The sequence below is a fragment of the Geminicoccus sp. genome (assembly GCF_035556675.1).
Taxonomy (GTDB): Bacteria; Pseudomonadota; Alphaproteobacteria; order Geminicoccales; family Geminicoccaceae; genus Geminicoccus.
Genome location: NZ_DATMFZ010000033.1, coordinates 1 through 13,085, shown reverse-complemented (window position 1 = coordinate 13,085; position 13,085 = coordinate 1). Strand labels below are relative to the sequence as shown.

12 protein-coding genes are annotated in these 13,085 nt (G+C 69.6%); 6 read left to right on the top strand and 6 right to left on the bottom strand.

Annotated elements, in window-relative coordinates; all coding sequences use genetic code 11:
- Window positions 1-86: 86 nt before the first annotated feature.
- The gene (locus tag VNS22_RS02505; RefSeq protein WP_325729275.1) at window positions 87-1,157 is read right to left on the bottom strand and encodes a tartrate dehydrogenase; all 1,071 of its coding nucleotides are present in this window, start codon (window positions 1,155-1,157) and stop codon (window positions 87-89) included.
- Window positions 1,158-1,176: 19 nt separating this feature from the next.
- Window positions 1,177-2,253 (bottom strand): tartrate dehydrogenase, encoded by a 1,077-nt coding sequence (locus tag VNS22_RS02500; RefSeq protein WP_325729273.1) that lies wholly within the window; start codon window positions 2,251-2,253, stop codon window positions 1,177-1,179.
- Window positions 2,254-2,564: 311 nt separating this feature from the next.
- On the opposite strand from VNS22_RS02500, the gene glgA reads away from it, so the two are divergent.
- The 3 genes from glgA to VNS22_RS02485 all read left to right on the top strand — a co-directional run bounded on the left by glgA (window position 2,565) and on the right by VNS22_RS02485 (window position 5,444).
- The gene (gene glgA, locus VNS22_RS02495) at window positions 2,565-3,776 is read left to right on the top strand and encodes a glycogen synthase (protein ID WP_325729271.1); all 1,212 of its coding nucleotides are present in this window, start codon (window positions 2,565-2,567) and stop codon (window positions 3,774-3,776) included.
- A gap of 95 nt (window positions 3,777-3,871) precedes the next feature.
- The gene (locus tag VNS22_RS02490; RefSeq protein WP_325729269.1) at window positions 3,872-4,666 is read left to right on the top strand and encodes an exopolysaccharide biosynthesis protein; all 795 of its coding nucleotides are present in this window, start codon (window positions 3,872-3,874) and stop codon (window positions 4,664-4,666) included.
- A 79-nt stretch (window positions 4,667-4,745) separates the two neighbouring features.
- Entirely contained in the window at window positions 4,746-5,444 is a 699-nt protein-coding gene (locus VNS22_RS02485) for a haloacid dehalogenase type II (protein WP_325729268.1), read from the top strand.
- Window positions 5,445-5,462: 18 nt separating this feature from the next.
- Here the strand turns inward: VNS22_RS02485 and VNS22_RS02480 are convergent, their stop codons facing one another.
- Complete coding sequence (locus VNS22_RS02480) at window positions 5,463-6,074, bottom strand: cysteine hydrolase (RefSeq protein ID WP_325729267.1); 612 nt, start codon at window positions 6,072-6,074, stop codon at window positions 5,463-5,465.
- 35 nt (window positions 6,075-6,109) lie between these two features.
- Window positions 6,110-8,155, bottom strand: coding sequence for an NAD(+) synthase (locus tag VNS22_RS02475; protein WP_325729266.1), 2,046 nt, complete (start codon window positions 8,153-8,155; stop codon window positions 6,110-6,112).
- Window positions 8,156-8,696: 541 nt separating this feature from the next.
- On the opposite strand from VNS22_RS02475, the gene VNS22_RS02470 reads away from it, so the two are divergent.
- Complete coding sequence (locus VNS22_RS02470; RefSeq protein ID WP_325729264.1) at window positions 8,697-9,449, top strand: hypothetical protein; 753 nt, start codon at window positions 8,697-8,699, stop codon at window positions 9,447-9,449.
- Between the two features lie 27 nt (window positions 9,450-9,476).
- Here the strand turns inward: VNS22_RS02470 and VNS22_RS02465 are convergent, their stop codons facing one another.
- The gene (locus VNS22_RS02465; protein WP_325729261.1) at window positions 9,477-9,989 is read right to left on the bottom strand and encodes an opioid growth factor receptor-related protein; all 513 of its coding nucleotides are present in this window, start codon (window positions 9,987-9,989) and stop codon (window positions 9,477-9,479) included.
- A gap of 56 nt (window positions 9,990-10,045) precedes the next feature.
- Window positions 10,046-10,519, bottom strand: a complete 474-nt coding sequence (ybaK, locus tag VNS22_RS02460) for a Cys-tRNA(Pro) deacylase (protein ID WP_349261688.1) — start codon at window positions 10,517-10,519, stop codon at window positions 10,046-10,048.
- A gap of 143 nt (window positions 10,520-10,662) precedes the next feature.
- Between ybaK and VNS22_RS02455 the strand changes: the two genes are divergently transcribed.
- Window positions 10,663-11,889: a putative DNA modification/repair radical SAM protein gene (locus tag VNS22_RS02455; RefSeq protein WP_325729258.1), complete on the top strand. Its 1,227-nt coding sequence runs from the start codon at window positions 10,663-10,665 to the stop codon at window positions 11,887-11,889.
- Window positions 11,886-13,085, top strand: a 1,200-nt coding sequence (locus tag VNS22_RS02450; protein ID WP_325729256.1) for a UdgX family uracil-DNA binding protein, incomplete at its 3' end; no start/stop codon positions are given. The genes VNS22_RS02455 and VNS22_RS02450, both read left to right, overlap by 4 nt.

Below are 13,085 nucleotides of genomic sequence, written 5' to 3'. Positions count from 1 at the left end.
GAGAAGTCGATATAGGCGTTGGCGATGGGCGAGGCGATCGAGACCGTCTTCTCGCGGATGTCGGTGATCCTCATGGGCGGTCTTCCTCAGGCGATCGCGTCGGCGATGGCCTGGCCGCAGGTGCGGGTATCGGCCTTACCGCCCAGGTCGCGGGTGCGCAGCGCCGGCTCGGCCAGCACCCGTTCGATCGCTGCCACGATCGCGGCCGCGGCATCCGCGTGGCCCAGATGCTCGAGCATCATCGCACCCGCCCAGATCTGGCCCACCGGATTAGCGATCCCCTGTCCGGCGATGTCCGGGGCCGAGCCGTGCACCGGCTCGAACAAAGAGGGGAAGCGCCGCTCGGGATTGATGTTGCCTGACGGGGCGATGCCGATCGTCCCGGTACAGGCGGGGCCCAGATCGGACAGGATGTCGCCGAACAGGTTGGAGGCCACTACCACGTCGAACCAGTCCGGGTGCAGCACGAATTGTGCTGTCAGGATGTCGATATGGTACTTGTCGACCTTCACCTCAGGATAGGAATTGGCCATCTCGGCCACCCGCTCGTCCCAGTAGGGCATGGTGATCGAGATGCCGTTCGACTTGGTGGCCGAGGTCAGGTGCCGGCCGCGCTTCATCGCCAGGTCGAAAGCGTAGCGCAGGATGCGGTCGACCCCGTGCCGGCTCATCACCGTCTCCTGGACCACGATCTCGCGCTCGGTGCCGGGGAACATCCGGCCGCCGATCGAGGAATATTCGCCCTCGGTATTCTCGCGCACGATCATCATGTCGATGTCGCCGGGCTTGCGGCCGGCCAGCGGCGAGGGCACGCCCGGCATGGCGCGGGCCGGGCGCAGGCTCACGTACTGGTCGTACTCGCGCCGGAACTGGATCAACGAGCCCCACAGCGAGACATGGTCGGGCACGGTGGCGGGCCAGCCGACCGCACCGAAGAAGATCGCATCCGAGCCGTCGAGCCGCTCCTTCCAGTCCTCGGGCATCATGGCACCGTGCTGGTGGTAGTAGTCGGCCGAGGCGAAGCCGTGCTCGGTGAACTCAAAGCCCAGGCCGTGCCGCCTGGCCACGGCCTCCAGTACGCGCAGGCCCTCGGGCACGACCTCCTTGCCGATCCCGTCGCCGGGGATCACCGCGATCTTCATCCGGTTGGTGCTCATCTGGGGCTCTCTTCGATCGTTAGTCATTGCGGCCGCGGATCGCCTCGATCGCGGCCCGGGTGACGTCCTCGGTCCGGGCCGTGCCACCCAGATCGGGGGTGTGGAGGGCAGGGTCGGCGGTGACCCGCTCGATCGCCTGCATCAGGAGCGCCGCGGCACCCTGCTCGCCCAGATGGTCGAGCATCATCGCGGCACTCCAGAACGTGCCCACCGGATTCGCGATGCCCTTGCCGGTGATGTCGAAGGCCGAGCCGTGGATCGGCTCGAACATCGAGGGTGCGCGGCCGGTGGGGTTGATGTTGGCCGTGGGCGCGATGCCGATCGAGCCGGCCAGCGCGGCGGCCAGGTCCGAGAGGATGTCGGCGTGGAGGTTGGTCGCGACGATCGTGTCGAGCGAGCCCGGCTTCAGCGTCATCCGCACGGTCATGGCGTCGACCAGCATCTTGTCCCAGGTCACGTCCGGGAAGTCGGCCGCGACCTCCTGCGCGATCTCGTCCCAGAGCACCAGGCCGTAGCGCTGCGCGTTGGACTTGGTGACAACGGTGAGCAGCTTGCGCGGGCGCGACTGCGCGAGCTGGAAGGCATAGCGCATGATCCGCTCGACGCCCGCCCGGGTGAAGATCGCCACCTCGGTCGCCACCTCCTCCGGCAGGCCGCGATGCGACCGGCCGCCCTGGCCGGCATATTCGCCCTCGGAGTTCTCGCGCACGATCACCCAGTCGAGATCGCCCGGGCTCACCCCACGCAGCGGGCTGGTGATGCCGGGCAGGATCCGGGTCGGGCGCACGTTGGCGAACTGGTCGAGCGGCTGGCAGATGGCCAGGCGCAGGCCCCAGAGCGTCAGGTGGTCGGGCAGGTCGGGAGCACCCACGGCACCGAACAGAATCGCGTCGAACCCGCGCAGCCGTTCCACCCCGTCCGCCGGCATCAGCGCGCCGCTGCGCCGGTAGCGCTCACTGCCCCAGTCGAACCGCTCGATATCGAGGGCGAAGCCGCCGTCGCGTTCCGCCAGTGCCTCCAGCACAAGGAGCCCCGCCTCCACCACCTCGATGCCGATCCCGTCGCCCGGAATGGCGGCGACCCGGTAGGTCTTCATCCTCGATCCTCGTCCCCTGCTTCAAGTCGCGGACCGCCCTACGCCCGGCCTTCCGCGATCATGCCGGCATAACCCGCCACGGCCAATGCGCCGTGCCGGACGAGGGGGCAAGAAAGCCCTGCCGGAGGCGGTCAGGCCCCTGTTCCCGGGCAGCGCGTGACTTGGTGCCGGACTTCGTCGACAGTCCGGCACGGTTGATCGTGAAGGCCAGGGGATCCGGCCGATGGTCCCAGGCGTTCCCCGGTGGCCGCCGGACCGCGACAGGGCAGGGCGGTCGCCGGACGGGCGATCCAGGTCGGGAGGAAGCGAGCGTGTCGAAGGTCGCGAAGGTCGCGCTGTTCACCAACGAGTACCCGCCCAACGTCTATGGCGGTGCCGGCGTGCATGTGGAGTACCTTGCCCGGGCGATGGCGAAGCGCCTGGCCGTGGAGGTGCGCTGCTTCGGCAACCAGCGGAGCGAGAGCGGCAATCCGGTCGTGCGCGGCTATCCGGCCTGGGCGGAAGCCAAGGTGGGCACCGACCCACGCTTTGGCAGCGCCGTCGACGCCTATGCCCGCTCGCTGGCCATGGCCAAGGACACGCTGGATGCCGACGTGGCGCACTGCCACACCTGGTACACCGACATGGCCGGCCTGATCGCAAGCCGGCTCTGGGACGTGCCCTTCGTCCTGACCGTCCATTCGCTCGAGCCCCTGCGGCCCTGGAAGGTCGAGCAGCTCGGCAACGCCTACCATCTGAGCACCTGGATGGAGCGCACCGCGATGGAGCATGCCGATGCGATCATCGCGGTCTCCAAGGAGACCCGCGAGGACATCCTCCGCCTGTTCGACGTCCAGCCGGCACGGGTGCATGTCATCCACAACGGCATCGACCCGGACGAGTACCGCCGGACCGAGGCGAAGGACGCCCTGGCCCGTCATGGCGTCGATCCGGACAAGCCCTACCTCCTGTTCGTCGGCCGGATCACCCGGCAGAAGGGGATCATTCATCTCGTCAACGCGATCCCGCAGATCGACCCGGACCTGCAGATCGTCCTGTGCGCGGGTGCCCCGGACACGCCCGAGATCGGCCAGGAGATGGAGGCGCGCGTCGCCGAGGTCAGCGCCAGGCGCAAGGGCGTGGTCTGGGTGCGGGAGATGCTGCCCAGGGCCGACGTGATCCAGTTCTACAACCACGCCGCCATCTTCTGCTGCCCGTCGGTCTACGAGCCGTTCGGCATCATCAACCTGGAGGCCATGGCCTGCGAGACCCCGGTCGTCGCCTCGGCCGTGGGCGGTATCCCGGAGGTGGTCGTGCCGGAGGAAACCGGGCTGCTGGTCGACCCGCGGATCCGCGCCGGCAGCTTCGATCCGGCCGATCCGGCCGAGTTCTCCGCAGGGCTCGCGGCGGCGATCAACCGGCTGGCCCGGGATCCGGAACTGCGGGCGCGCCTTGCCGCGAACGGCCGGCGCCGCGCGGTCGAGCAGTTCAGCTGGGACGCCATCGCAGAGCGCACCGTCGAGCTGTACCAGACCCTGCGCTAGGGCGGGAGCGCCGGCGCGGCGGGCACCTGGACGGAACCATGCCGTCCCGTGACGGCTCCCTTGTCAGGCAAGGGAACGACTGGCGGAGGCGAGGGGTGGCGACCTGCCGGCGCACCCATCATCACAACTCGAACGTGCATGGGGCACGGGAGGCGGGCATCATCGCCCTGCCGACGGACGGCCCGGTGCCAGTCGAGGGACGGCTGGAGGTTGCAGCCGACGGGGCCATGGCGGCACCGGCTGCCGCGCGCCCCTGGCGGGTACGCCTGCGGGAGCATCCGTTCTGGCGGAGCCTGCGTCGCGAAGGCCCGCCACCGCTCGAATCCCTGAGTGACGTGCTGGCTCGTATCGACGAGACGGCCGCCCGGCAGGAGAGCGTCTCGGTGGGCGACATCCGCGATGCGCTGGGCGACCGGTCGTTCGGCCCGCTCCTCCTGGTGCCGGGTCTGGTCGTGGTCTCGCCCTTGTCCGGCATTCCGACCGTGCCCAGCATGATGGCGGCGGTCGTCCTGCTGGTCGGATGGCAGATGCTGGCCGGCAGCAGGAGGGTGTGGCTGCCGCGCCAGCTCGCCGCGCGCTGCGTGCGGAGCAGCAGGCTGCGCCGAGTGACCGGCTTCCTTTCGTCCTGGGCCGGCCGCGTCGACCGGCTGGTGCGCCCGCGGCTGCACTGGCTGACCGGCCCGCTGGGGCAGAAGGCCGCGGCACTGCACTGCATGGTCGTGGCGCTCACCATGCCGCCCATGGAGATCCTCCCGTTCCTGAACTCGGCGGCCGGGCTGGTGATCGCCACGGTGGCGCTGGGGATGACGGCGCGCGACGGGCTCCTGCTGCTCGCAGGCGGCCTGATCACCGCCACGGTGACCATGGCAGCCCTGTTCGCCCTGACCTGAGCCAGCGGCCGGCTCCATGCTTGAGCGAAGGTCCATCACGGCCGATCATGGTGCCGAGCGCAGCTTGGGGGAGGCGCGGATGCAGCCGGCTGGTCAGCCGCTGGGTGCGGTGATTTTCGATGCTTACGGCACCCTGTTCGACGTCCTGGCGATCACCCAGATCGCGGAGGAACTGTTCCCGGGACATGGCGTGGCGCTGGCGGCCGCCTGGCGGGAAAAGCAGCTCGAATATGCGCGCATTCGCAGCATGTGCGGTCGCTATGCCGATTTCTGGTCGGTGACCGCGGACGCACTCGACTATGTGCTGGACCGGCTGGGGCTGCCGGCCGGGCAGGAGGCGGTCGACCGGCTGCTGGGCGCGTATCGGCGGCTGCCGGCCCATCCCGGCGACCGGGAGGCGCTGACCAGGCTGAAACAGCTGGGGCTGCCGCTGGCGATCCTGTCCAATGGCGCGCCGCGCATGCTGGAGCCGGCCATCGAAGCGGCCGGCTTCGAGGGCCTGTTCGACCTGGTCCTGACCGCGGACCAGGTGCGCCGGTTCAAGACCGCGCCGGAGATCTACCAGCTGGGCCTGGACAGGCTGGGCCTGCCCGCCAGCCGGATCCTGTTCGTGTCCTCCAATGGCTGGGACGTATGCGCGGCCACCTGGTTCGGCTACCGGACCTTCTGGATGAACCGCGCCGGCCTGCCGCCCGAGCGGCTGGGCGTGTCGGCCGAGGCGGCCGGCCGGTCGATGGACGAGTTGGTGCGGTTCGTGGCCGCCGAGCGGGCAGCCTAAAGGAAAGGGCCGGCCCAGCTAGCGCCAGCCGTCCAGGATGACCTGGACCGGCACGGCCTCGATCTGCGTGCCGAAGCGGCGATGGTAGAGGCTGAGCGAGGCGTCGTGGGTCTCATCGGAGGAGCTGCACAGGGCGTCGTGGCCGACCACCACCCGGTAGCCGCGGTCGATGGCGCCCATGATGGTGGCGAGCACGCAGACATCGGTCTCGCCGCCGCTGATCACCAGCGTGTCGATGCCGCGGCGCTGGAGCCGCGCATGGAGATCGGTCTCGTCCCAGGGGCCGTAGACATGCTTGTCCACCACCTCGGCCGGCGGGACGAACCGGGCCAAGTCCGGGATCAGCCCGACCATCTCCTCGCCCAGCCGCTCGACCGTCATGGACGACCAGCGCTCGTAGTAGCGCCGCCAGGTGCCGCGGCCCTCGCCGGGGCGTGCGGCCGGGACGAACCGGGTGAAGACCGTCCGCTCCGGATGGGCCTCGACCAGCCGGACCACGTTGGGCAGGACCCGCTCCATCCAGGGCGTGTGCCAGTCCGTGTCCTCGTGGAAAAGTCTCTGCATGTCGACGCAGACATGCGCGCAGCTCGCGGTGAGCGGGCCGTACTGAAGCTGATCCTCGTCCTGCATGTCATCCTTGCCCGGGCGGTCCGGGAGCCCAACGCTCAGGCGGCCGGCACGTTCCGCTCCAGCTCCTCCAGCCAGGCCTTGGCGTTGCCGTCCGAGGGAGCGCGCCAGTCGCCGCGCGGGGAGAGCGAGCCGCCGGCCGCAACCTTGGGGCCGTTGGGCATGGCGGAGCGCTTGAACTGGCTGAAGCCGAAGAAGCGGCGGATGAACACTTCCAGCCACTTGCGGATGTGCGGAAGGTCGTAGGCGCGCCGCCGGTCCTCGGGGAAGCCGGGCGGCCAGGCGCCGTGCCCGGTCTCCTCCCAGGCCATCAGCGCCAGGAAGGCGATCTTGGACGGGCGGAAGCCGTAGCGCAGCGTGTAGAACAGGTTGAAGTCCTGCAGCTCGTAGGGGCCGACCTTCGCCTCGGTGCTCTGCGGCTTCTCGCCGGCCTCGACCGGCACCAGCTCCGGCGAGATCTCGGTGGCGAGGATCGATTCGAGCGTGGCCGGCACGTCGCCGCCGAACTGGCCGGACGAGATCACCCAGCGGATCAGGTGCTGGATCAGCGTCTTCGGCACCCCGGCATTGACGTTGTAGTGGGACATCTGGTCGCCCACGCCATAGGTGCACCAGCCCAGGCCCAGCTCGGACAGGTCGCCCGTGCCGATCACCAGGCCGCCATGGTGGTTGGCCAGGCGGAACAGGTAGTCGGTGCGCAGGCCCGCCTGCACGTTCTCGAAGGTGACGTCGTAGACCGGCTCGCCCCGCCCGAACGGGTGGCCCAGGTCTTTCAGCATCTGCGTGGCGGTCGGGCGGATGTCGAGCTCCTGCCAACTGACCTCGAGCGCGCTCATCAGGCGGATGGCGTTGGTCTTGGTCTCGTCCGAGGTGGCGAAGCCCGGCATGGTGTAGGCCAGGATGTTGGTGCGCGGCAGGCCTAGCCCGTCCATGGCCTTGGCGGCGACGATCAGCGCATGGGTCGAATCCAGCCCGCCCGAGACGCCGATCACCACCTTGTCGATCTTGGTGGCGCGCAGGCGCTGGGTCAGGCCGGCGACCTGGATGTTGTAGCCCTCGTAGCAGTCCTGGGCGAGGCGGGCCGGATCGGCCGGCACGAACGGGAAGCGCTCGACCACCCGCCGCAGGCCGACATCGGCCAGCGGTGCCGCCAGCTCGAATGGGACCACCCGGTAGCGGTCGGTCACTGCCTGGAAGCGGCGGCGATTGTCGTCGAACGTGCCCTGGCGGGCGCGCTCCTGGCGGAGCAGGTCGAGGTCGACATCGGCCGTCACCAGCTGGTCGCCGGGCGGGAAGCGGTCGCTCTCGGCCAATACCCGGCCGTTCTCGAAGATCGAGGTCTGGCCGTCCCAGGCGAGGTCGGTGGTGGATTCGCCCGCACCCGAGGCCGAGTAGACATAGGCGGCCAGGCACCGCGCCGACTGCGACTGGGCCAGCAGCCTGCGGGTCTCGGCCTTGGCGATGGTGATGTTGGAGGCGGACAGGTTGGCCAGCACGGTGGCACCGGCCAGTGCTGCGTCGCTGCTGGGCGGGATCGGTACCCAGACGTCCTCGCAGACCTCGACATGGACGATCAGGCCCTCGATGTCGTCGGCGGCGAACAGGAGGTCGGTGCCGAAGGGCGCGGTCTGGCCGCCCAGGATGATGGATTCGCCATCCGTGTCCTGGCCGGACGCGAAGTGGCGGTGCTCGTAGAACTCGCGATAGTTCGGCAGGTGGACCTTGGGCACCACGCCCAGCAGGCGGCCGCGATGGATTGCTACCGCGGCGTTGTAGATGCGGTTGCGGTGGCGGACGGGGGCGCCCACCAGCAGGAGGGGCAAGAGGTGGCGGCTGCCGTCCAGGAGGTCCGCGAGCGCGTCGTCGACGGCATCCAGCAGCGGGTCCTGAAGCAGGAGATCGTCGATCGCGTAGCCGGACAGGGAGAGCTCCGGGAACACTGCCACCGCCACCGCCTGCTCATGGCAGCGCCTGGCCATCGCCAGGATGGTCCGGGCGTTGCTCGCGGGATCGGCGATGCTGCAGGTCGTGGTGCAGGCCGCGATCCGGGCAAAGCCGTGGCGGTAGATGGAGCGGAAGGTCATGCGATCCCCGGGCCGGTTGCTGTGGGAAGAATAGGGGAGGCGGCCACAGGTTTCACGTGGTCAGAGCCACAGGCTCGGGTTCGTTCGTGCAAATGGCACGGTGCCGCTGCCCGTCGGGTTCGTTTCGCAAATGTGCCGTCCAGAACGCGGGCGGCTGCAGCGCGGCCTGCTCCCGGGTTCGTTCGTGCAAATCGCATGTTCGGGTCCGGCACGGCGGCATCCTGCCAATGAAGCGGGTCGGGCAGGCAGAATAGCATGAAACAGGCGGATGGTCCCATCGACGCGCCACAACCTGCCATCGGCCGTCATGGTGAAATGCCGGCGAGATGACAGCGTTCATGTTTCGACATGAACTCGATCAAGTCCGTCAGAATGGCGAAAATTGTCCCTGTTCTCTGCTGAGGGCGGTACACCGGGTTTCATGGTGCACCATCATGCTCTTCTGAGTCTGTACCGCTTGCGCCGACGGGCCGTTGTTCGACTACATGGCATCCGGCCGGTGTGTCGGCTCGAGGCGGGTCCAGGAAAGGGTGAAGGGCGGATGGCGCAGCTTCATGCGGTTCGGGTGGGGGAGCCGGTCCGGCTGGCCCCGGAGCGGGCGGTGGAGACCATGCCGGAGATGTGGGCGCCGCCGGTCCGGAACATGGTCGACGCGGTGCGGCTGGTCGCGGAGGCCTGGCCGCTGATCGTGGAGGAATGCCGCAGCGCGCTCGGCGGCGAACTGCACTACCAGGCCATGGCCTATCACTGCCTGCGCCGGGCGGGCCTGCCCGCGACCCAGCTCGGCATGAACGTCAAGCAGTGGATCGACGCGCCGGCGACGCCGCTGTTCCGGGCGCTGGATTCGCGCAAGGAGGCAGGGTTCCGGGGCGGCTTCGAGCCCATCCCGGACATCGTGATCTTCCGGCCGGCGATCGGCGGCGACTGGCGGCGGCGGAACCGGCAGGCGACGCTCAGGCACATGCTGGTCGCCATCGAGGTGAAGGCGTCCGAGCGGGCCGGTGGCCGCCTCCGGGCCGGCGAGATCATCCGCGACATCCGCAAGCTCGCGGCGCATCGCGACGAGCTGCGCCATCGCGGCGGCGACGTGCATCCGATGATGATGGTGATCGACACGGCACCGCTGGCGGACGAACGCATGCCGGCGGCCAAGCTGAAGCTGGCGCGGGCCGCAGCGCAGGCCCAGGGCGTGGGCTTCCTCCATGTCTCGCCCACGACCACCTGCATGGAGCTGGCGATGGTGCTGCCGGAGGAGAAGCCGGTCCAGTTCGCCTTCGACTTCATGATGGGCTGATGCGGCTCCGGGGCTGGCTGTCCGGGTTCAGGTGGTGCCTCCGCCCGGGGGCTTCCCTCCGCCAGCACCCCCGGCCTGCACCGCTGCGTCCCAATAGCGTCGGTTGCCCGGCGCGATCCGGGCGCCGCTGGCCTCCACCCGGGCGATGATCGCCGTGTAGAAGCGGCGGGCGGCCTCCGGCCCGCTCAGGATCGTCAGGCTCTGCAGGATCCGGCTGATCCGCAGATGGTTGTGGTCGCTCGGCACCAGCCAGTCGTCGGTCTGCCGGTAGAAGGCCAGCATCCGCTCGGTCGCGCGGGCGAGATTGGCGAGGGCTGCCGGATCCGCCCGGATCGCCGCGATCTCCTCGGCAGTCAGCACGGGGGAGTGGGGCTGGGCCATGCTGCGGGTCGGCAGCGGGAACAGCCACTGGATATAGTCGTGGATATGTTCCAGCTGGCGGTCGGGCAGGGCCAGAACGCTGTCCAGGCTGCGGCCGGCACCATCTTTTCCGTGGCCGGACAGGTAGGCGTGGATCGGACCGGCGGCCATGGGCGGCATCGCACTCTTCCCCTGCATCCTGACGGAGGAAAGGCCGGTCGCCGGCGAAGGGTTCCTCAGGCGATCAGGGAGGCGATCTTCGCGTCCAGCGCTGCCTGGGCATCGGCCGGGGCCATGCGGAGCTGGAGGCCGCGCTGGCCGCCGTTGAGGAAGACGTACGCCTCGTCCATGGCGCTGGCTTCGATCGCGACGGGCACGCGCTTCTTCTGGCCGAACGGGCTGATCCCGCCGACATGGTAGCCGGTCAGGCGCTCGGCATCGGCCGGGCGCATCATCTGGGCGGACTTGCCGGCGAACGCGGCGGCGAGCTTCTTCATGCTCACCTCGCGGTCGGACGGCACGATCACGCAGACCGGCCGGCTGTCGACCTCAGCCATCAGCGTCTTCAGCACGCGATGCGGGGGAACGCCGATCGCCTCCGCCGCCTGCAGGCCGACCCGGTCGGCGTCCGGGTCGTAGTCGTAGGTGATGGTCTCGAACGCGACCTTGGCCCGCTGGAGGAACTGGGTCGCGCGGGTGCTCTTGGACATGCCGGTGATCTGGTCGGAACGTAGCTGCGTATATCGATCCAGGCGGCGGCCGGTCCGCTGGCCAGGGCCGCCACGCTTGCCGGTGCGCGGCTCGGACTGGAACATAGCGGCAACCTGAACGGTTGCCGGCGAAGGTCGAGCGGATGGACGTCCAAAGCAAGCTGGAAATCCTGGCCGATGCCGCGAAATACGACGCGTCCTGCGCGTCGAGCGGCACGGAGAAGCGGCATTCGGCCGACGGCCGGGGCATCGGCTCCACCGAGGGCGCAGGCATCTGCCATTCCTACGCGCCGGACGGGCGCTGCATCTCGCTGCTCAAGATCCTGCTCACCAATGCCTGCATGTTCGACTGCCGCTACTGCATCAACCGGTCGTCCTCGAACGTGCGCCGGGCGCGCTTCACGGTGCAGGAGGTCGTGGACCTGACCCTCGACTTCTACAAGCGCAACTATATCGAGGGCCTGTTCCTGTCCTCGGGCATCATCCGCAGCCCGGACTACACGATGGAGCAGCTGGTGCTGGTGGCGCGCACCCTGCGGGTCGAGCACGGGTTTCGCGGCTATATCCACCTCAAGACCATTCCCGATGCGGCGCCGGAGCTGGTGGCCGAGGCCGGGCTCCATGCCGACCGGCTCTCGATCAATATCGAGCTGCCGACCGAGACGGGCCTGAAGACGCTGGCCCCGGAGAAGGACGTGCGCGCGATCCGGCGCACCATGGGCGATCTCAGGGTGCGGCTGGAGGAAGCTACGGAGGAGAAGCGGCGCAGCGTGCGCGCCCCGCGCTTCGCGCCGGCCGGGCAGAGCACCCAGATGATCGTGGGCGCGGACGGGGCGTCGGACCGGACCATCCTGGACACGTCGGCCAATCTGTACGGCTCGTACCGGCTCAAGCGCGTCTATTATTCCGCCTTCAGCCCGATCCCCGAGGCCAGCGCCAGCCTGCCGCTGGCGGCACCGCCGCTGCTCCGCGAGCACCGGCTCTACCAGGCCGACTGGCTGCTGCGCTTCTACGGCTTCACGGTGGACGAGATAGCACCCGCCTCGGGCATGCTGCCGCTCGACATCGACCCGAAGCTCGCCTGGGCGCTCCAGCACCGGGACCGGTTCCCGCTCGACCTGAACCGGGCCAGCCGCGAGGAGCTGCTGCGCGTGCCGGGGCTCGGCACCAAGTCGGTCGAGCGGATCCTTTCCGCCCGCCGCTTCCGGCTGGTGCGCAGCGACGATCTCGCCCGGCTGCGGGTGCCGGTGGGCAAGGTGTTGCCGTTCGTGGTGCTGCCGGATCACCGGCCGGCCACCAGGCTGCTGGACGGCGAGCGGCTGGTGGAGCGGCTGCGGCCGCCGGCGCGGCAGCTGGAACTGGGTCTGTGACCTATCTGGCGGAGCTGGCCTCGCCGGTGGACCTGGCGGGCTGGCGGCGCCGGGCCAGGGCGTTTGCGCTGGCGGGCACGCCCGGCGAGGCGATCGAGTGGCGGGTGGCAGGCGAGGAAGAGGGCCTGTTCCAGCCCGAGCCGGCGCCGCTGCCGGGTGCGGAGGCCGGCTTCTCCGTGCCGCGCCGCTTTCTCCAGCTGGCGGAGACGGCGATCTGCCACCGGGACCCGGAGCGGTTCGCCCTGCTCTATGCGCTGCTCCAGGCGGTGCTGCGCCAGCGCGACGTGCTGGCGGTGGCGATCGACCCGCTGGTGGCACGGGTGGGCGGGATGGCCAAGGCCGTGCGCCGCGACATCCACAAGATGCACGCCTTCGTCCGCTTCCGGGCGATTGAGGACGGGGACGGGGGGCAGCAGTTCATCGCCTGGTTCGAGCCGGAGCATCATATCGTCGAGGCGGCGGCTCCCTTCTTCCAGCGGCGCTTCGCCTCGATGCGCTGGTCGATCCTGACGCCGGAACGCTCGGTGCACTGGGACGGGGTGGAACTCAGCTTCGCCGATGGCGTGCCGCGCTCGGCGGCACCATCCGAGGATGCGCTGGAGGAGCTCTGGCGCAGCTACTATGCGGCGATCTTCAATCCGGCCCGGCTGAAGGTGCAGGCGATGCGCTCGGAGATGCCGGAGAAATACTGGAAGAACCTGCCCGAGGCCCGGCTGATCCGGCCATTGGTGGAGAGTGCGGAACGGCGCGCGCGCGAGATGGTTGAAGCCATGCCGCCGCTGCCCAACCCGCAGCCGCAGCGAGCCGCCATGCCATCCATGGGAGCGAGCGCCATGGCCGAAGCCCAGGCCGTCACCCGACTGGAGGAACTGCGCACGCAAGCCGCCGGCTGCCGCAACTGCCCGCTCTGGGCGCCGGCCACCCAGACCGTGTTCGGCGAGGGGCCGGAGCACGCCAGCGTGGTGTTCGTGGGCGAGCAGCCGGGCGACGTCGAGGACCTGAAGGGCCGGCCGTTCGTGGGCCCAGCCGGGCAGCTGTTCGACCGGGCGTTGGGCGAGGCCGGGCTGGACCGGCAGAAGGTCTATGTCACCAATGCGGTGAAGCACTTCAAGTTCGAGCCGCGCGGCAAGCGGCGCATCCACCAGAAGCCCAACACCGGCGAGATCCGCGCCTGCCGGCCCTGGCTGACGGGCGAG